The following is a 19,062-nucleotide window of genomic DNA, read 5'->3' on the forward strand; positions in this document are numbered from 1 at the left end:
TCGACTCGGTTCGCGTGGGTACCACCTCCCTACCGACAACCACGGGAGGCAGCGATGGCAACCGGTGAGACCGGCTTCGACGACGTCACCTACGACCTGATCTCCGTGCAGTACCACGCTCTCAAGGCAGGACACGACTACGGCCAGTACGTCCGCGACGCGGACAACGCCGGTCGCCAGGACATCGCCGACTTCTTCCGCCGCGTCATGGACGAGGACTCGGCGCGCGCCAAGCAGTGTCACGAGTTCATCGCGCAACTGTCGGGGTCGAGCGAATCAGGACCCGCGGTCAGCTAGTGGCGCGCGACCGCGAATCCCGCCGAGCACGAGGACCACTCCGGTGATCACCGCCGGCGCGGCTGCCAAGCCGCGCCGGCGGCCTTGCCACCCGAGCCGGGCTCAGCGCCGCCGGGAGATGGCCACGCCGATGAGGCAGATCGCGCCACCCACGAGCCCGTACACCGTCGGGATCTCGGCGAGCAGCAGCCACGACAGCAGCACCGACACCGCCGGCACGGCGTAGGTCGTCGCGGACAGCCGGCCCGCGTCCATGCGGCGCAACGCGTAGGCCCACGCGGTGAAGCCGATCGCGGTCGGGAACACGCCCATGTAGACGGCGCCGGCCACGGCTCCGACCGGCGCCACCCGCAGTTCGCCGAGCAGTTGCGGCAGCCACGGGAGCAGGACCGCGGTGGCGACCACGCAGCCGAGCCAGATCGCGGTGAGCCCGTCGACGTGCCGCAACGTGACCTTCTGGATCATCACGCCCGCGGCGTAGAGGCCGGCGGCGGCCAGGCACAGCAGCACGCCGAGCCAGTCGCGTTGCGCGGTGGCGCCCATCGCGATGACGGCCGTCCCAGCCAGCGCGACCAGCGAGCCGACGACGACCGGCCGGGAGAAGCCTTCGCCGAGGAACTTCCCGGCGGCGACGGCGACCAGCAGCGGCGCGAGGTTCACCAGCAACGCCGCCGTGCCCGCGTCGACGTGCCGCTCCCCCGCGTTGAGGGCGACGGTGTACCCCGCGAGCCACAGCACGGCGTACGCCGCGATCAGCAGGAACGCCCGGCGGGACACGCGGACGCGGACCGCGCCCTTGACCACCACCAGCAGGGTCAGCGCGGCTGCCGCGACGCCGAGCCGGAGCAGTGCCAGTGGTGCGGGCGAGAGGTCGTGCCCGACGGCGCGGATAGCCACGAAGGCCGAGGCCCACAGCACCACGGCGAGTCCGACGGCTGCCGCGACCGCGGCTGTGTTCGGCCTGACGATGCCCACCGGCCGGGCGGTTTCCAGTTGATCGGTCACGCATCCATCGTCAGTGCACCGTCTGTACAGCACAAGCGATTAGTCGTGCACATCCATTAAGTGCAACTGTACAGTCGAGCTCGTGCTCGACATCTCCCGGCTCCGCGTCCTGCGGGCGGTCATCGCGACCGGCTCGATCCGCGCCGCCTCCTCCGCGCTCGGCTACACGCCGTCCGCAGTGAGTCAGCAGCTCGCCGCGCTGCACCGCGAGACCGGGCTGCAGCTGTTCGAACGAGCGGGCCGGGGCGTCGAGCCGACCGCCGCCGGCCGCATCCTCGCGACCGAGGCCGAAGCGCTGTTCGAGGCGGTCGGCCGCGTCGAGCGGACGATCGGCGACCTGCGGGCCGGCCGCGTCGGCAGCCTGTCGATCCGCTACTTCGGCTCGGCCGGCGCGGCGTGGCTGGCGCCGACGGTCGCCGTCCTGCGCACGGAGTTCCCCGACCTCCGGCTCGACCTGCGGATGAGCGAGACCACACCGGGCGACGCGGACGTCGACATCTTCGTGGAGGAGGCCGGGGTCGAGCACCACGGGCACGTCGTCGCGCGACGGCTCGCCGAGGACCCGTACGTGGCCGTGGTACGCGCGGACGACCCGCTCGCCGACCTCGCGGAGGTGTCGCTGACGGACCTCGCGGACCGCCATTGGGTGGACAACGACCTGCGTGCCGGGCCGTGCCGCCAGGTGCTCCTGGACGCCTGCGCCCAGGCCGGGTTCTCCCCGAGGTTCGTGGTCGAGACGCACGACTACCAGACCGCCATGTCCTTCGTGGCAACGGGAATCGGGCTCACCGTGGTCCCGTCGCTCGGTGTCGGTGAACTGCCGGAGGACCTCACCGCGGTGGCCGTGACGTCCCCGACCCCCGTCCGTCACATCGGCATCGCGGTGAAGAAGTCGATCGCCGGGCATCCGGCCGCGCAGCGCGCCGTCGAACTGCTCGAAGGTCTGGTCCGAGCAGGCTCAGCCGGGGGCAACGACGTTGAGTGAGCCCATCATTCCGTTGTCCTCGTGTCCGGTGATGTGGCAGTGGAACATCCATTGCCCGGTGAAGTCCGTGTAGCGGACCCGGATCACGACTTTTCCGGCGACGCCGTTGACCGCGTACGGGACGGTGACGCCGTCGAGGTAGTCGGAGGCCGGCTGGGCCATGTCGTTGACGCTGAGGACCTGGAACGGCGCGGTGTGGAGGTGGAAGGGATGGTTCTGGCCGCTGGTGTTGGTGAGCGTCCACTCCTCCACCGTGCCGAGTACGGCCGGTTCGGTGAACGTCGGCGTCATGTCGTACAGCTTGCCGTTGAGGTAGAAGTTGTTGCCGCCGTCGTCGTGCAGGACCACGGCCCGGGACCGGGCGACGGGTTCCGCGGACAGGTCGGGCAGCGATCCGGGCACCGGCCCGGCGATCTGGGGTGAGGCGGTCATGCCCGCCGGCCCCGCGTTCCCGCCGCTCTGCTGGACGTCGACCTTCATCAGGGTGGTGTCGGGGTACTGGTCGGCGGTCGCGCCGCCGTTGGAGTAGGCGAGGGTGCGCAGCGTGGTCGATCCGGGTGCTCCGGCGGTGACCAGGACGTCGAAACGCCGGCCCGGCGGCATCAGCAGGTGGTTCACCTGTACCGGCGCCGCGGAGGGAGTGCCGTCCTGGTTGACGATGGTGAAGCTCGCGCCGTCGAGCTGCAGGTCGTAGAAGATGGCGTAGCCGATGTTGGCGATGCGCCACAGCTGGGTCTCACCGGCCGCCATGGTCAGGGTGGGCTGGTACTGGCCGTTGACCAGCCGCACCGTCGCCGACGCCGGCTCCAGCAACCCGTCCGGGTAGACGATCGAGCTGGACCCGTTGATCTGCGCGTCCTTGAGCGCCAGAGTGTGCGTGGCGATACCGCGGTAGGCGGGCGGCAGTGAGTCGCGGGTGTCCCCGACGATGATGGTGCCCGACAGACCCGCCCCGATCTGGCTCTCGGTCCCGTCGCAGCGGCCGTTCGCCGGACCCGCGGTCATCGTCATCGTCATTCCCGGCATCGACTGGCCGTTCTTCGGGCACATGTCGTGGTCGTGGTACCAGTACGTCCCCAATGGCTGGTTCGCCGGGATGTCGAGCTGATACGTCAGGGTCTGGCCGGGCTTGCCGGACAGGAAGATGTTGTCCGCGTTGCCTTCCGGCGACAGGTGCATCCCGTGGAAGTGCAGGTTCGTCGACGTGCCGAGATCGTTCTTCAGCTGCAGGGTGACCCGCTGGCCGGGCATCACCCGCAGGGTCGGCCCGACGAGGCTGCCGTTGTAGGTCTCCGCGAGCACCTTCTTGCCCGAGATCTCCACCTCCTGCTGAGCCGTCGTCAGCCGAACCGTCATCTCCGGAGGGGTCGAGGTGTTGAGGTCGGGCGGTTCCACCAGCGCGGCGCCGGGAACCATGCCGGCCGCCTGCTCCTCAACGGACGACAGGCCCTTCCCCCCACCTCCGGCCGCCGAACCCGGCCCTCCACCCTCACACCCCGCGAGACAGGCGGTCAGGAGAACAGCCCCGGCAGCGAGGGCTCCGAGGGAAGCGGTCGAGCGTGCGGTCAAAGCCATTCCTCCCGAAGTGCTGGAACAGCGCGCATTCCGCTGCACGGAGCAGCCTATGACCCCGATGCGGGCAGCATGGTTCGAGCCATCCGGTTCAACCCGAATTGGTGAGGTTCGTGACACGCGACCGAGGGGTCGACTCCACTTTGGACGTGATCCGGATCCGGCATCAGCGCGCGCATCCCTGTGCGTAGAGTTCCCCTCGGTTCGGGGCGAGGGACACACGAGACGGGCACGTGCATGAGCATCATGGACAAGATTCGCGGCGAATTCATCGACATCATCGAGTGGACGGACGACAGCCGCGACACCATCGTCTGGCGCTTCCCCCGCTACGACAACGAGATCAAGATGGGCGCCAAGCTCACGGTCCGCGAGTCGCAGGTGGCGGTCTTCGTCAACGAGGGTCAGGTCACCGACGCCTTCCCGCCCGGCATGTACACGCTGCAGACGCAGAACATGCCGATCCTGTCCAAGCTGAAGGGCTGGAAGTACGGCTTCGAGTCGCCGTTCAAGGCCGAGGTGTACTTCGTCAACACCCGGCAGTTCACCGACCTCAAGTGGGGCACGCAGAACCCGGTCATCGTGCGCGACTCCGAGTTCGGCATGGTGCGGTTGCGGGCGTTCGGCGCGTTCGCCATGCGCGTCGTCGAACCGGTGGCGCTGCTGAGCGAGCTCGCGGGCACGGACCCGCAGTTCCGCACCGAGGAGGTCTCCGAGTACCTGCGCCAGATCGTGGTCGGCAGGCTGGGCACCGCGCTCGCGACGGCCGGGGTGCCGATGCTCGACCTCGCCACGCAGCAGGGGCAGATCGGCGACAAGCTGGCCGCCGCGCTGAGCGCGGAGCTCGCCTCGGTCGGCATCGCGATCCCGAAGTTCGTCATCGAGAACATCTCGCTGCCGCCGGAGGTCGAGGCCGCGATCGACAAGCGCAGCCAGATCGGCATCGTCGGCAACATGGACCAGTACACGCAGTTCCAGACGGCGCAGGCCATCGAGGCAGCGGCGCACAACCAGGGCGGCGCGGGCGAGGGTCTCGGCATCGGCCTCGGCATGGCGCTCGGTCAGCGGGCCGCTGGTGGTGTCCAGCAGCAGCAACAACAGCAGCAGGCCTCCCCGCCGCCGCTGCCGCCGGGCGAGCAGTGGTTCATCGGAGCGAACGGCCAGCAGCTCGGGCCGTTCGACCGCGGCCAGCTCGCGCAGCAGGTCTCCGGCGGCGCCCTGCGTCAGGACACGTTGGTGTGGAAGGCCGGCATGCCGCAGTGGACGCCGGCGGCCCAGGTGCCCGAGATGGCGCAGCTGTTCGCCGCGACCCCGCCGCCGCTCCCGCCGCAGGCCTGAGCCCACCGGGCCGAAGGGGAACGACGATGACCGACCCACGTCTGCAGCAACCTGGTGTCGCCGCTCAGACCTATCCGTGCGGCGGCTGTGGCGCGCGCCTTGAGTTCGCACCGGGCTCGACGGCGATGCGCTGCCCCTATTGCGGGTTCCAGCAGGAGATCCACGCCGGTGACCGGCAGATCCGCGAGATCGCGTTCGGCGACCTCGCGGTGCTGCCGCGCAAACCCGTCGGCAGCATCGGCACCTATGTCTTCCAGTGCCAGCGTTGTGCCGCACGCACCGAGACGAACGAGACGGCAAGCCTCTGCCAGTTCTGCGGTTCACCGCTGGTGATCGACAGCGCGGCCTCCGGGCAGATCGTGCCGGAGGCGGTGCTGCCGTTCCTCCTCGACCGCGGCGCGGTCCGCGAGGTGATGCGCAAGTGGACGTCGTCCCGCTGGTTCGCGCCGTCGGCGTTGAAGAAGGTCGGCGAGATGGAGACGACGAAGAGCACGTACGTGCCGCATTGGACCTTCGACTCGCAGACCGTCTCGCAGTACCGAGGTCAGCGCGGTGAGCACTACTGGGTCACGGAGTCCTACACCGACGGCGACGGCAAGACCCAGACCCGGGAGGTGCGCCGGACGGCCTGGCATCCCGCCCAGGGCACGGTCAGCCGGGCGTTCGACGACGTGCTCGTGCCCGGCAGCTCCGTGCTGCCGGTGAAGCACGTCGACGAACTGGCGCCGTGGCCGCTTCCGGAAGCGGCGCCGTACCAACCGGAGTTCCTCGCCGGGCACTCCGCGCTGCGCTACGACGTGGAGCCGGAGGCGGGCTTCGACGAGGCGAAGAACAGGATGGCCCCGGTCATCAACGACGACTGCCGCCGCGACATCGGCGGCGACGAGCAGCAGGTCGACTCGGTGGACACCCTGCACCACGACGTCACCTTCAAGCTCATGCTGTTGCCGATCTGGGTGGCGACCTACCTGTACGCGGGCCGCAACTGGCAGATCCTGATCAACGGCCGGACCGGCGAGGTCCACGGGGAACGCCCGTGGAGCAAGGCGAAGATCGCCCTCGCGGTGATCTTGGGCGTCCTGCTGGTCGCCTTGGTCGCGTACTTCCTGTTCCGCAACGGAGGCTCGCACGCCTCGACGCGAGGCGGGCACAAGTAGGCACCGCGATCGCCGCCGCGCTCGAACCGCGCTGATCAACGCGACGGTTCGAGCGCGGCGGGAGACTCCGCCTCGGCGATCAGCAGCCGGGCCGTGCCCGACCCGTCCGCCGGCACCGCCCAGACGTCGGAATGCCCGCCGCCACGCGGGATTCCGTATCCGACGGTCCGCCCGTCGAGCCAGGCGGGCTGGTCGTCGACACTGCGCTCCTCGGCGAGCGGCGTCACGGCACCGCTCGCCAGGTCGAGCACGGAGAGCCGCCAGCCCTTCGCCGGATCACCGTCCACAGCGGACTTGAAGGCGATCCGCTTTCCGTCCGGCGACAAGGAAGGGCACTCGACGTTGTCGCGCACGGTGCGCACGGTCCGTGCCGAGAAGTCGCCCTCCACCAGGTAGCGGTGGTTCCCGGTCGACATCGTCGCGAAGAACCGGTTGTCGTCCTGCGCGAACGTGACGCCCCAGAAGTTGAGGTCGGCGGACTGGTAGGGCTTCCCCTCGACCGTCACGGCGAAGTCCTCCAGCGTTCCCTCCAGAGCTCCGCTCGTGGTGTCCAGCATCCCGGCACGCGTGGAGAACCTCCCGCCGTTGTAGGAGTCCCCGGTGACGAAGACGGTCCAGGCGACCCGGTGCCCGCTGGGCGAGACCCTGGCCCGGTTGGGCAGTCCCACCAGTGGAATCTCCTGCTGCACGGCCAGGCCCGCGTCGAGCACGACGAGCTGGTAGGTGGTCAGCCCGCTCTCCGGTCGCAGGCACAGTCCGGTGCCGCCGGCGGCGTACACCCGGTTGCAGATCACGTTCGACACCGCACGGGCACCGCCGGGGTCGTCGGCCGCCACGGTGGCGACGTGCCCGCGTTCGGCGTCCGCCGTGCTGCGGAACAGCAGACGCGGACCGGTCAGGGTCACGCCGCTCGTCGTCGGGGCCGCGGTGGCGGCCCGGTTGCGCGCCCTGACCAGTCCTGTGTAGACGATGGCGGTCACGGCCAGGACCACCACTCCGACGAGGGCGAGCAGCATCCGGCTCCGGGTGGTCAAGCACGCACCTCCTGGCGCGGGATCAGCAGCAACGCGGTGCCGAGGACGGCCGTGAGCACCGTACCGGCGGCTACGCCGACAGCGGTGTTCGCACCCCAGACCTGCCAGAGGAGTCCGAAGAGGACGGACGACACGAAGTACGACAACGCCTGGCCGGTCTGCACGAGCGAAATGCCGGTGGTGCGCAGCGCTTCCGGCAGGACCGGACCGGCCAGCGCCATCAGCACACCGTCGGTCGCGGCGTAGAAGGCGCCGTAGCAGCCGAGGGTGAGCGCGAACAGCGGCCACCCCGCCACCGGGCTGAGGAGCAGCAGGTACACCGCGGCCAGCCCGCCGTAGCCGCAGAGCATCACCGGCAGCCGGCCGATCCGGTCGGCCAGTGCGCCCAGCGGCGCGGCCAGCAGCAGGTAGACGAGGTTGGTCCCGACCGCCAGCAGCGGGAACCACCCGTTCGCGATGTCCTCCTTGCGCTGCAACAACAAGTACACGAACCCGTCGCCGATCGTGACCACGCCCAGCACGCACGCGGCCAGCAGCAGCCGCCGGACCCGTGCGTCGCGCAGCAACGAGACGACCGCGCGAGGCGACACGCTCCGGGCGGTCGCCGCCGCCGAACGCTTGTCCCGCACGAACAAGCAGAGCAGCAGCACTCCGCAGGCCGCGATGCAGAAGCTCGTCACGAACACCGCGTCGAAACCGTCGGTGCCCGTGGACGATCCCACCGCGGCCAGCACCGCGACCGCGACCAGCGGCCCGGCGAACGCACCGGCGCTGTCCATCGCCCGGTGCACGCCGAACGCCCGCCCGAGCATCGATTCCGGCGCGGACAAGGTGATCAGCGCGTCACGCGGCGCGGTCCGCAGGCCCTTGCCGGTGCGGTCGACCGTCAGCACCGCCCCGATCGCGGCCGCCGACGACCCGGCCGCCACCAGCCCCAGCTTGGCCACCGCCGAGAGCGCGTACCCGATCCCGGCGACGGCCTTCTTCCGCCCGGCGCGGTCGGCGACGTACCCGCCGACCAGTCGCAGCACCGCGGTCGCGCCGGTGTACAGCCCGTCGAACAAGCCGTAGGACAACGGGCTCAGGTGCAGTCCGAGCACCAGGTAGACCGGCAGCACGGCGGTGACCATCTCGGACGAGATGTCGGTGACGAGACTGACCGTTCCCAGTGCCAGGACGTTTCCGCCCAGCGCGCCGAGCGTGCGCCGGGACAGGCCGCCGGGATGCTCCCGGCGGCCGATCGTCGACAGGTACACGGTTACTGCCACACATCCAGGATCGGGGACTTCTGCGCCGCGTTGCCGATGCCGGGCAGGCCGTGCGCCGCCTCGATCGTCCGCAGGACGGTGTAGTGGTTGATCGACTCGCTGTAGCTGCCCGCCTTGACGTGCGCACCGGTGAACGTGGTGAAGATCTGGTTCACCGAGGTCCCGCTGTCCTCGTCGAAGGTGACGATGAGCAGGCTGTTGTGCGTCTTCGCCCACTTCGCGTAGGCGTCGAGGTTCTTCCTGAGCCAGCTGTCGCCCGTGCCGATCGAGCAGTCGTGCATGTCGTTGCACATGTCCGGGGTCACGAAGGCGACGTCCGGGAGTTTCGTGAAGTCGCTGGGGAACGAGGAGAACCTGCGGTTGCTGGACGACGGGACGTTGCTGAAGTCCACCCAGGAGTTGTGCTTGCGCTTGTAGGTGCCGCTCGAACAACCGGTGTAGCCGTCGGACGGCATGGCCTCCGAGTATCCGGCGAACTTCTTCCCGGCGCCGGCCAGCTGGGTCGCGAGGTTCTCCTTGGCACCGAGGTTCATCGGGCAGGCGTCGTCGTCGACCCCTTGGGTGGAACCGGAGAACAGCGCGATGTAGTTGGGCTGGCTCGGATGCGTGATGGCGAACGACTTGGTGAACTTCGCGCTCTGCGCCGCGAGCTCGTTGAAGTACGAGGCGCTGGAGCTTCCGCTGATGGACGAGTACTTCTTGTTCTCGAACATCACCAGCACGATGTGGTCGAAGGCGGGCACGGACGCCGCCACCGGCTTGACCGCGCTGGACGTGTCGGCGTGGGAACCGACGACGGTCGCGGCTATGCCGGCCACCGCCATCGTCGCGACCGCGATCCGCTTGGCGAGCATGGAACCTCCAGGGACTCGGGGCGGCGGCGGTGAACGTGTTGCTCGCATCTAACCCCACGACGTGCAGGCATCAGCTATCCGAATCACCCGGTTGGCCTTGTACGTCGAGGCAAAACCAGCCCAAATCCGACAACCAGCGGATGTTGTCCGGCCGTCGGTTGCCCGAATGAACAGAAGTGGTTGCCCTACCGGGATTTGCGGACGGTGACCTCGGCGGTTGCCGCGTCGCCCGGAACGAGGCGGCTGACGGCGCGTGCGGCGAGCAGGAACCACAGCAGGTCCCAGCCCGCGATGGTCCAGAGCGCGAGCGGGGCGGGTGGGCCACCGGAGCCGATCATCACCGGGATCAGCACGAGGACGGTGTACAGGCCCAGGGCGAGCGGCAGGAGCCGGGACGACCCGGTCCAGGCCTTCGTGCGGATCGTGGCGGCTCCGGCGGTGATGAGACCGGCTCCGGTCAGGATCGGGGCGACGCCGAACAGGACGTCGGCGAGGCCCGGTGTGCCCGGCCAGATCAGTTCGGCCGCGGCGAGCAGGAGCTGGCCCGCGATGGCCGCGGCCAGGCCCAGGCGGGCGAACCGGCCGCGCCCGGCGGCTCCTGAGCGCGCCAGCGCGACGACGGCCGACAGCTCGCCGAGGTGGATCACGGCCTGGATCAGCCAGCCCGCGGACGGCTGCCAGCCGGCGATCGCCGACCCGCCCGCGTACACGACGCCGAACCCGGTGATCAGGAGGGCGGCCACGCCCGCCGGGGACTTGTTCATCTGGAGCTCCTCACGGTGGTGAACGGACTGCGGACACCGTGACTCGCCGGACGGGGCCGGGGCAGCCGGGCCGGCACCCGTTGCGCAACAGGTGCCAGCACGCTTGTGGCCGGTGCGTTCACCCCGCACCATCGCGGCATGGTCCGGTTCGGGATGCGTGCGCTGCCGACGGCGCTGCTGGCGCTGGCCGTCCTCGGCGCGGTCGCGTCGGTGCCGTTGTCCCTCGGCCGGGAGCCGCTGTACGACACCGTGTGCTACCCGCTCAACGGGATCGGCCTCGCGCTGGCCGGGGCTCTGGTCGCCTCGTACCAGCGGGCGAACCCGGTCGGCTGGTTGCTGGCCGGCATGGGCGTCGAGGCGTCCTGGGTCGAGTTCGCCGGAGGCTACGGCCACCACCCGGAATGGCCGGCCGCCGACACGATGGAGTGGGTCGGCAACTGGGCCAACATGCTCGGCATCGGGGCGACCGGGCTCGTGCTCACCTTGTTCCCGACCGGCCGGGGACTCGGCCGCGGCCGGCGGGCGCTCGTGTGGGCGGGGGTGGTGTCGATCGGTCTCCTGACGTTCGGAGCGGCGTTCTCGCACACCTCCGACGCGGCCTTCCGGTCGGGACGCAACCCGTACGCGGTGGACGGTCTGGAACCGGTCGGCCTGGCCGGTCAGGTGCTGTTCTCGACATCGCTGGTGACGGCGATCGCCGTGCTGGTCGTCCGGTTCGTCCGGTCGAGAGGTGTCGAGCGGCAGCAGTTGAAGTGGGTGGCCTACGCGGTGAGCCTGCTGGCGGTCGCCGGCCCGCTGGCCATCTTCCTCTACGACGACAGCGTTCTCGTCCAGATCGCGATCGCGGTGATCGCCACCGCTCTTCCCGCGGCGATCTGCGTCGCGATCCTGCGCTTCCGGCTCTACGACATCGACATCATCATCAACCGGACGGTGGTCTACGGCCTGCTCACCGTGCTCCTCGCCGCGGCCTACCTCGGCGCGGCCTTCGTCCTCGGGGCACTGCTCGGCCAGCGCGGGTCACCATGGGTGACCGCCGGATCCACCCTCGCCACGGCTGCCGCGTTCCGGCCGCTGCGCTCGCGCGTCCAACGCGCGGTGGACCGGAGGTTCCGGCCGGCCCAGTACGAGGCGTCCGCTCGCGTCGACGCCTTCCTCGCCGACCTCCGCGCCGGCACGGCGGACCCCGAAGGACTCGAAGCGCTGCTGCGAGCGGTCACCGAACGGCCCGACCTCGAACTGCGTTACGTCCTGCCGAACGAACCGGTGCCGCAGCAGCGGACCGGCGACGGCCGCGTCCACCGGATCGTCGAACGGGCCGGTACCCCGCTGGCCGTCCTGACCTACGACGACACCGCGCCGGACACCACGCGACTCCTGGTGGAAGTCGTCGAACGAGCCGGCCTGGCGGTCGAGATCGGACGGTTGCGCGCCGAGCTGCACCGGCAGCTCCTGGAGGTCGAGTCCTCCCGCGCCCGCATCGTCGCGGCCGGGTACGAGGAACGCCGGCGCCTGGAACGGGATCTGCACGACGGGGCCCAGCAACGGCTGGTCAGCGTTGGTCTGGCACTGCGCCACATCCAGTTCTCGCTCGGCGGCACGCCGGCGGCCCAGGCCATCGACGACGCCGTCGAGGACCTGACGACCGCCATCTCCGAGCTCCGCGAGCTGGCGCACGGCGTCCGCCCTGCCTACCTCGACGACGGACTCGACGTGGCCCTGCGCGATCTGGCGAGCCGGACCCCGCTGCCCGTCACCGTCCACGTCGGACCGAACCGCTTCCCGCCCGACACGGAGGCCACCGCCTACTTCGTCGCCTCCGAAGCGCTGACCAACGCGGTCAAACACTCACAAGCGACCAATGTGGAGATGCAGGTCCGGGTCACCGGCGATCTGCTGGTGCTGACGGTCCGCGACAACGGTGTCGGCGGCGCCCGGCCGGCCGGCGGAAGCGGGCTGCGCGGGCTCTTCGACCGGGTCGCGGCCCAAGGCGGCCGCCTGGACCTCGAAAGCCGGCCCGGCTCGGGCACCACCGTGACCGCGGAGCTGCCATGCGGATCGTGATCGCCGAAGACCAGGTCCTTCTGCGCGAAGGGATGGCCCGGCTCTTCGCCGACCGCGGCCACGACGTCGTCGCCGCCGTCGGGAACGCCGAGGCCCTGCGGTCGTCGGTGGACCTGCACCGGCCCGACCTCGCCGTGGTCGACATCCGCATGCCACCGACCTTCACCGACGAGGGCACCCGAGCCGCTCGCACGATCAAGGACACCCATCCGGACCTGGGCGTGCTTCTCCTGTCGCAGCACATCGACACCAACCACGCCGTCGCTCTGGTCAGCCGGCCCGGGTTCGGCTACCTCCTCAAGGACCGCGTCCTCAACGTGGAGGACTTCCTCGCCGCCGCCCGGCGAGTCGCCGACGGCGGCTCCGCGCTCGACCCCCACGTGGTCGGCGCGTTGATGGCGGCCCGCCACGACGATCCGCTCGCCACGCTGTCCGCGCGGGAACGCGACGTCATCGCGTTGATGGCGGAGGGGCTCAACAACCCCGCCATCGCCCGGCGCCTGGTGGTCAGCGAACGCACCGTCGAGGGCCACGTCCGGCATCTCCTGCTCAAGCTCGACCTCGCCGAGTCCGACGACGGCCACCGCCGGGTGCTCGCGGTCCTGACCTACCTCCGCCGGAACCCACCCCCTCGTCAGGAGATGCGGTAACCGATCCCCGGCGTCGACACCATCACCGGCTCGGAGTCGGCGGACGGCGAGCGGTGGCACACCGCGGCGACGGTGCGGCTCGACGGACTTCCCGCCACCGCGCAGGTCGGCCTCTTCGCCGCCTCGCCCGGTGACCTCACCCTCCGCGGAACCGGCGTCGGCGGCGCGACGGAGGAAGTCCGGTTCACCCAGGCGGTCGGCGCCTTCGACAACGTCGCGGTGGAGGGAGCGACCGCCGGCACGTGGCAGAGCGAACCGGTCGGCGAGATGAACCACACCGACTGGGAGAAGCACCACAACCCGTCAGGGGCCGTGGAGAAGAACGGCGTCATCACCATCAGCGGCACCGGCGACATCGGCCCGATCGGCGACGGCGCCGCGCACGGTCCCGAGAGCTCCCTGAGCGGCCTGGTGATCGCGCTGGTCATCGTGATCGTCGTCGCGGCCCGCCACGGCGCCCGCGCGGCGCACGGCTCCCGGCCGGTGATCGCCGCACGTGCGGTGATCACCGGTGCGGCCACCTTCGTCACCGGACTGGTCGCCGTCGCCGTCGTTCTCCCCGTGAGCACGGCGATCCTGAGGAGCAACGGCGTTGCGGTGCAACAGATTCCCGCGCTGACCACCGTGCGGCTGGTCGTCGGCGTCGCGGCGGTGCTGGCGCTCTGCGCCGTCCTCGCTCACGCGCTCGGCGTGCTGGTGCGCCGCGGCTGGGCGGCCGTCCTCATCGGACTGTCGCTGATCGCACTGCCCTTCGCGGTGTCCACGGCGCCCCTGCTGCCCGACCCGGTCGCCGGCTGGTTGTTGCGGCTCACCCCGGCCGCCGCGTTCGCCGTCGAGCAGACAACGGCCGAGTACCCGCAGGTGGTCGCACACTACGCGCCGTCTGCCGGGTACTACCCGTTGCCCTGGTGGGCAGGTCTGATCGTGCTGGTCGCCTACACCGCTCTCGCGGTGGTGCTGGGCAACGTGCGAACGCTCAGCCCTGCTTCCGGGCTCGACCACGCGGCGCGGCGACAGCGGGTGCGCGGAGGTCTTCGAGGAGCTCCATCTGACCGGTGATGACGCCGGTGAGGATGAGCCGGGCTACGGCGAGCAGTTCGGCGACGTGCGGACTGGTCAGCGAGTAGAAGACGTTGGAGCCTTCCTTGCGCGTGGTGACGAGTCCGGCGCGACGCAGCACGGCCAGCTGCTGGGAGAGGTTGGCGGCTTCGATGCCGACCTCGGGCAGCATCTCCGCGACGGAGTGCTCGCGCTCGCTGAGCAGTTCGAGCACCCGGATGCGCGCGGGGTGGCCGAGGTTCTTGAAGAACTCCGCCTTGACCTGGTACAGGGGCCTGCTCATCGAAGCCCCTTCCCGCCGACCGTCATCATTTGCTGATCCTCCCTGGTGGATCCCTGCTGGCGCGACCCGGGATGCGTGTCAACGGGGTTCAGCAGTTGCTGATCTTACCAGTTTCGCAACCCAGGCCGTGGTGTGCGGTCATCGCGCCGCCTCCCGGTGCAGCGCGTCCGCGGCGAAGTCCGCGATCTGGCGGGTGAGGGTGTCGTCGGCACGCCGGGGCAGTTGTTCGCCGGGCGGGGTGGCCGCGGACAGCGCCACGGCGCAGGCGTGCTGCACTTCCGGGGTCAGCCGCGCGTGCGGGTGCCGGGTGAGCGCGAGCAGCAGGCCGGGCAGCGCCAGCACCGGGTCGCGGGCGGGGTCCGGCACGATCACGGCGGGTGCGGCGTGGCGCGGCCAGGCGAACCGGCCACCTCCCCCGACCAGGTTGATCACCGCGTCGGCGTTGGCGGCGATGCGGCGCAACGGGAACGCGAGCGCGTCGGAGGGGTTCCACGTGGTGATGTCCCGGATGCCCGCGGTCAGCAGCACGGGGTTGAGCAGCGGCATGGTGTTCGCGCCGGCGATGACGACCCGGCTCGTCTCCAGCGTGCGACCGGCGCGGCCGAGCGAGGTGAGCAGCGCCGCGGTCAGCGCGATCGCGGTGCAGTCCCGGTCGGTGAGCACCGGGATGCCGACGACGCAGGCGCGTGCCTTGTGCTCACGTTCGGGCGTGGCGCGGACGAGCAGCACCGCGCTGGTGCCGTCGGGAAGGTTGGGCAGCCCGTAGTCCGAGGCGATCACTCGGGTGGCGAGCCCCGTCTGCTCCTCCACCAGAGCGGCGTAGCGGCGCAGCACGGAGGTCGTGGCGGCGATACCGCCCACCACGGCGACGACCGCGCGTTCCGCGGTCAACGTCCGAGTCCCGAGTTCTCCAGCAGCGCCGGATCGATCCAGCCATCGGTGTCGATGCCGTGCTGGGCGGCCCGGTCGAGCAGGTCGCGGATCCGGGCGCTGTGCAGGTGCATCTCGTAGTCGTGGCCCGCCTCCCGCGCTTCACGCAGCGTCAGCGAGGCCTCGGCGACCTTGCGCCGCAGCTCTGCTTCGAACTCGCTCATCGTCCTCAACACCCCTCCTCGTCCGCAGGCTCCATAATCTGCACACTTAAACAACTATGCAAGTGTTTGGGTCCAGCGTCACTACAGGTCGTTGCCGGCGTAGGACAGGTTGAAGCTCTTGTTGGTCAACGGGAAGTCGGGAACGATCGTGTCGGCCATGGCGACCGGCAGTGCGGGCCAGTTGAAGAAGCTGGGGTCCACGATCTTGACCCGGCTCAGCCGCCCGTCGCCGGCCAGCTCCACGCGGTGCACGATCGTGCCGCGCCAGCCCTCGACGATGCCGACCCCGCCGCCGGCGGTGGCCTCGGCCGGTGCGGTGGCGGTGGTGCGGCCGCCGAGCATGTCGACCAGGCTGGTGATCATCGCGATGGACGTCGCGAACTCCTCCACGCGCACCAGGAAGCGGGACAGCACGTCACCGTCCGTGCGGGAGTGCGCGGTGCGGGGGAACTCCGCGGACAGGAACGGGTGGTCGTGCCGGGCGTCGACGTCCAGACCGCTGGCACGGGCGACGACACCGAGCGCGCCGAGGTCGGCCGCCTGGCCGCGGCTCAGCGGAGCGGTGCCGGTGAACCGGTCGGCCACCACGGTGTTGGACAGGGCCAGCTCGGCGATCTCCGCCGCGTCGGCGCCGATCGAGGCCAGCTCACGGGGGTCGGGCAGGGTCTTGACCGTGGCACCGCCGGGGTGCACGGCGCCGCGCAGCAGCCGGTGACCGGTGACGGTGTCGTTGAGGCGCAGCAGGCGCTCGCGGACGCGCTGGGAGTGGGCGTTGAGCACGCCGTGGGCGACGTCGTTGCACAGGGCGCCGAGGTCGGTGATGTGGTTGTAGAGGCGTTCGAGCTCCAGCAGGATCGCGCGGATGCGTTGCGCGTCCTCGGGCACCGGCCACCGCCAGGCGTTCTCGACGGCGAGGCAGTAGGCGAGCGTGTGGCCGACCGTGGTGTCGCCGCTGACCCGTTCGGCCAGTTCGACCCCCTCCTGCGGGGTGCGCCCGTTGAAGAGCTTTTCGAGTCCTCTGTGGGCGAACCAGAGGCGGGCCTTGAGGTTCAGGACGGTCTCGCCGACCACCGAGAACCGGAAGTGGCCAGGGCCGATCATGCCGGCGTGCACCGGGCCGACCGGGATCTCGTACACCCCCGGCCCCTCGACGGTGCGGAACGGGTACGGGCCGTCGACGCTGCCGAACTCGGGCGGGTCGCCCGCGTCGGTGAGCATGGGGTACCAGCCCTTCGGCCAGTGGAAGTGGCGGACCAGCCGGCGTGGCAGCGGGTGGCCGGTGGGCACGATGCCGAACAGGTCGTGCATCTCGCGTTCGAACCGTCCGGCGGCGAACGACAACCCGGCCAGGCTCGGCACCTCCGGGGTGTCCCGGTCGAGCGCGACGTGCAGCTCGACCCTGCGCGCCGGGGCGGCGGCGGTGAACAGGTACACCGCGCGCAACCGGTCCCCGTCGTCGTGCCCGGCGACCAGCGCGAGCCGGAACCCCCGGTACAGCAGGGCCTCGGCCTCGCCGGGCAGCTCGGCCGGGAGGAGAGCTCTCGTGATCATCGCGTCACCGCCAGCGGATGGGTGGCCAGGTCGAGCAGGTCGGGCAGTGGTCCCGCGGCGACGCCGAGCACGGCGCAGGCGAGGAGCCCACCGGCCAGGGCGAGCGGGACCGCCGGCGCACCTGCCGCGTCCGAAGTGGACGGTTCGCCGAGCAGCATCCGGCTGGTCCGGACGAGCAGGGCCGCGGCGATCACCAGCACGAGCAGCAGCGCGGCCGCGGTGAACCAGCCGAGTCCCGCGGTGAAGCCGGCGCGGACGATGCCGAGCTCACTCGCGAACAGGCTGAACGGGGGCAGGCCGATCAGGGCGAGCACGCCGAACCCGAAGGTCGTGGCGAGCACGGGATGCCTGGCGAGCAGGCCGCGCACGCCGTCGATCCGGCTGGTGCCGGTGAGCTGCAGGACGCGGCCGGCGCCGAGGAACAGCACCGCCTTGGCCAGCCCGTGCCCGAGCACGTGCAACAGTGCCGCGGTCAACGCCAGGGGGCTGCCGATCGCGGCGCCGAAGGCGACCAGGCCGAGGTGTTCGATGCTGGAGTAGGCCAGCATCCGCTTGTAGTCGCGCTGCCCGATCAGCAGTGACGCGGCCAGTGCGAGCGAGGCCAGCGCCATCACGATGAGCAGGGTGCGGGCGAACGCGGTGCCCAGCGCGGCGTCGCTGATCACCTTGACCCGCAGGATCGCGTAGAACGCCACGGACAGCAGCACTCCCGACATCAGTGCCGACACCGGCGCCGGGGCCTGGGAATGCGCGTCGGGCAACCACGCGTGCAGCGGCGCCAGGCCGGCTTTCGTGCCGAAACCGAGCACCAGCAACGCGATCGCGATCCGGGTGACGCCGGGATCCAGCCCCGGCGCGTGCGCGCTGAGCGCGACCAGGTCCAGGCCCGCGGTGCCGGGAGCGCGGGAGGCGGCGAAGTTGAGCACGATCGTGCCCAGCAGCGCGAGGGCGATGCCGGCCGAGCAGATCACCACGTACTTCCACGCCGCCTCGACCGAGGCGCGGGTGCGGCGCTGCCCGACCAGGAACGCCGTGACGATCGTGGTGGCCTCGACCGCCACCCACAGCACGCCGAGGTTCGCGGCGAGCACCGCGAGCGCCATCGTGGCCAGGAAGAGCTGCACGAGCAGGCTGTGCCGGGCGGCGGTGCGGTGCGTCGCCCGGCCGGCCTCGACTTCCGCGCGGAAGTACGCGGGTGTCGCGGCGGTGGCGATCAGCCCGACGGCTCCGATCACCAGCAGCATGAACGCGGACAACGCGTCCGCGCGCAGCAGCCCGGCCACCGCGGTCACCGGTCCGGACCGGCTCACCCGCACCGCCAGCGCGAGCGCGACGGCCAGCACGGCGGCCGCGGACGCGGCACTGACCCAGGTGGTGGCGCGGCGCCATCCGAAGACCAGGTGGACGAGCGCACCGAGCACGGGCACCCCTACGGGAACGAGCAGTGTCATCAGTCGCGCAACTCCCGCAGTTCGTCGAGGTCGGTGTCGCCGAAGGTCTCCCGCATCCGGGTGGTGAGCACCTGCAGGACCAGCACCGCCAGCAGCACGTCCAGCGACACGCCGAGCTCCACCACGAGACCGACGCCGGTGGTGGTGAGGAAGCCGACCGCGGTGATCCCGTTGTCCATCAACAGGAACCCGACCAGCTGCGACAGCGCGCGCCGCCGGGTGACCAGCACGAAGAACCCGATCAGCACCACCGTCACCCCGACCGGGATGGCCTGGGTCGCCGCGGACGGCGCGAGTGCCACCAGCGGCTGGGACACCGCGTAGGCCAGCAGCGTCAACGCGGCGGCGGCCAGCAACGACGCCGACACGTTCACCAGCGGCCGGGTCTCCCCCTCGCCCGCCAGCGCCCGGCGTAAGAGGTACGGGAGCAATCCCGCGCGCAACACCAGCACCCCGACGGCGACGATCCACAGCTCGGCGGAGTTCTCCTGTGCCGCAAGCACTCCCACGAGCACAGCGAGCGCCACGCCCTGCAACGCGAACACCCGGATGATCACCGCGAGCTCGCGGCGCCACAGCACCAGCACCGCGGTCAGCAGCAAGGCACCGCAAGCCAGGTACAACAGCTGCACGGTT

19 protein-coding genes are annotated in these 19,062 nt (G+C 70.8%); 7 read left to right on the forward strand and 12 right to left on the reverse strand.

The window, feature by feature from the left end; all coding sequences use genetic code 11:
* The first annotated feature begins 54 nt into the window (after positions 1–54).
* Positions 55–297, forward strand: coding sequence for an acyl carrier protein (locus ACWEIJ_RS20475; protein ID WP_449838762.1), 243 nt, complete (start codon positions 55–57; stop codon positions 295–297).
* A 102-nt stretch (positions 298–399) separates the two neighbouring features.
* On the opposite strand, the gene ACWEIJ_RS20480 is transcribed toward ACWEIJ_RS20475, so the two are convergent.
* The gene (locus tag ACWEIJ_RS20480) at positions 400–1,302 is read right to left on the reverse strand and encodes a DMT family transporter (RefSeq protein WP_449838763.1); all 903 of its coding nucleotides are present in this window, start codon (positions 1,300–1,302) and stop codon (positions 400–402) included.
* An 82-nt stretch (positions 1,303–1,384) separates the two neighbouring features.
* On the opposite strand from ACWEIJ_RS20480, the gene ACWEIJ_RS20485 reads away from it, so the two are divergent.
* Entirely contained in the window at positions 1,385–2,287 is a 903-nt protein-coding gene (locus ACWEIJ_RS20485) for a LysR family transcriptional regulator (protein WP_449838764.1), read from the forward strand.
* Here ACWEIJ_RS20485 and ACWEIJ_RS20490 read toward each other — a convergent pair.
* Entirely contained in the window at positions 2,261–3,703 is a 1,443-nt protein-coding gene (locus ACWEIJ_RS20490; RefSeq protein ID WP_449838765.1) for a multicopper oxidase family protein, read from the reverse strand. The two genes, ACWEIJ_RS20485 and ACWEIJ_RS20490, sit on opposite strands and share 27 nt — an antisense overlap.
* A gap of 402 nt (positions 3,704–4,105) precedes the next feature.
* Between ACWEIJ_RS20490 and ACWEIJ_RS20495 the strand changes: the two genes are divergently transcribed.
* Together ACWEIJ_RS20495 and ACWEIJ_RS20500 are read left to right on the forward strand one after the other, a co-directional pair.
* Positions 4,106–5,197: an SPFH domain-containing protein gene (locus ACWEIJ_RS20495; RefSeq protein ID WP_449838766.1), complete on the forward strand. Its 1,092-nt coding sequence runs from the start codon at positions 4,106–4,108 to the stop codon at positions 5,195–5,197.
* A 26-nt stretch (positions 5,198–5,223) separates the two neighbouring features.
* Entirely contained in the window at positions 5,224–6,354 is a 1,131-nt protein-coding gene (locus ACWEIJ_RS20500) for a hypothetical protein (protein WP_449838767.1), read from the forward strand.
* Between the two features lie 35 nt (positions 6,355–6,389).
* Here ACWEIJ_RS20500 and ACWEIJ_RS20505 read toward each other — a convergent pair whose 3' ends face one another.
* The 4 genes from ACWEIJ_RS20505 to ACWEIJ_RS20520 all read right to left on the reverse strand — a co-directional run bounded on the left by ACWEIJ_RS20505 (position 6,390) and on the right by ACWEIJ_RS20520 (position 10,274).
* On the reverse strand, positions 6,390–7,388 hold the full coding sequence (locus ACWEIJ_RS20505) for a TolB family protein (RefSeq protein ID WP_449838768.1): 999 nt from the start codon (positions 7,386–7,388) through the stop codon (positions 6,390–6,392).
* Entirely contained in the window at positions 7,385–8,644 is a 1,260-nt protein-coding gene (locus ACWEIJ_RS20510) for an MFS transporter (protein ID WP_449838931.1), read from the reverse strand. Before ACWEIJ_RS20510 ends, ACWEIJ_RS20505 begins: the two co-directional genes overlap by 4 nt.
* Positions 8,645–8,646: 2 nt before the next feature.
* The gene (locus ACWEIJ_RS20515) at positions 8,647–9,510 is read right to left on the reverse strand and encodes an alkaline phosphatase family protein (RefSeq protein ID WP_449838769.1); all 864 of its coding nucleotides are present in this window, start codon (positions 9,508–9,510) and stop codon (positions 8,647–8,649) included.
* A gap of 185 nt (positions 9,511–9,695) precedes the next feature.
* Positions 9,696–10,274, reverse strand: a complete 579-nt coding sequence (locus tag ACWEIJ_RS20520) for a hypothetical protein (protein WP_449838770.1) — start codon at positions 10,272–10,274, stop codon at positions 9,696–9,698.
* 138 nt (positions 10,275–10,412) lie between these two features.
* On the opposite strand from ACWEIJ_RS20520, the gene ACWEIJ_RS20525 reads away from it, so the two are divergent.
* The 3 genes from ACWEIJ_RS20525 (at position 10,413) to ACWEIJ_RS20535 (ending at position 14,047) form a co-directional block, all read left to right on the forward strand.
* Complete coding sequence (locus tag ACWEIJ_RS20525) at positions 10,413–12,338, forward strand: sensor histidine kinase (RefSeq protein WP_449838771.1); 1,926 nt, start codon at positions 10,413–10,415, stop codon at positions 12,336–12,338.
* The gene (locus ACWEIJ_RS20530; protein ID WP_449838772.1) at positions 12,326–12,988 is read left to right on the forward strand and encodes a response regulator; all 663 of its coding nucleotides are present in this window, start codon (positions 12,326–12,328) and stop codon (positions 12,986–12,988) included. The genes ACWEIJ_RS20525 and ACWEIJ_RS20530 overlap by 13 nt, the downstream gene beginning before the upstream one ends.
* A gap of 72 nt (positions 12,989–13,060) precedes the next feature.
* Complete coding sequence (locus ACWEIJ_RS20535; protein WP_449838773.1) at positions 13,061–14,047, forward strand: hypothetical protein; 987 nt, start codon at positions 13,061–13,063, stop codon at positions 14,045–14,047.
* On the opposite strand, the gene ACWEIJ_RS20540 is transcribed toward ACWEIJ_RS20535, so the two are convergent.
* The 6 genes from ACWEIJ_RS20540 to ACWEIJ_RS20565 form a co-directional block, all read right to left on the reverse strand.
* Positions 13,965–14,330 carry an ArsR/SmtB family transcription factor gene (locus ACWEIJ_RS20540; protein ID WP_449838774.1) on the reverse strand — a complete coding sequence of 122 codons (366 nt, stop codon included), beginning with the start codon at positions 14,328–14,330 and terminating at the stop codon, positions 13,965–13,967. The two genes, ACWEIJ_RS20535 and ACWEIJ_RS20540, sit on opposite strands and share 83 nt — an antisense overlap.
* Positions 14,331–14,468: 138 nt before the next feature.
* Positions 14,469–15,221 (reverse strand): hypothetical protein, encoded by a 753-nt coding sequence (locus ACWEIJ_RS20545; protein ID WP_449838775.1) that lies wholly within the window; start codon positions 15,219–15,221, stop codon positions 14,469–14,471.
* The gene (locus ACWEIJ_RS20550; RefSeq protein WP_449838776.1) at positions 15,218–15,424 is read right to left on the reverse strand and encodes a hypothetical protein; all 207 of its coding nucleotides are present in this window, start codon (positions 15,422–15,424) and stop codon (positions 15,218–15,220) included. Before ACWEIJ_RS20550 ends, ACWEIJ_RS20545 begins: the two co-directional genes overlap by 4 nt.
* A gap of 81 nt (positions 15,425–15,505) precedes the next feature.
* A complete protein-coding gene (locus ACWEIJ_RS20555) occupies positions 15,506–16,975 on the reverse strand; it encodes a hydrogenase large subunit (RefSeq protein WP_449838777.1) in 1,470 nt (489 codons plus the stop codon).
* Entirely contained in the window at positions 16,972–18,426 is a 1,455-nt protein-coding gene (locus tag ACWEIJ_RS20560) for a proton-conducting transporter transmembrane domain-containing protein (RefSeq protein WP_449838778.1), read from the reverse strand. Before ACWEIJ_RS20560 ends, ACWEIJ_RS20555 begins: the two co-directional genes overlap by 4 nt.
* Positions 18,426–19,058, reverse strand: coding sequence for a hypothetical protein (locus ACWEIJ_RS20565; RefSeq protein ID WP_449838779.1), 633 nt, complete (start codon positions 19,056–19,058; stop codon positions 18,426–18,428). Before ACWEIJ_RS20565 ends, ACWEIJ_RS20560 begins: the two co-directional genes overlap by 1 nt.
* Positions 19,059–19,062: the final 4 nt, after the last annotated feature.

It is taken from the genome of Lentzea sp. NPDC004789 (genome assembly GCF_053601075.1).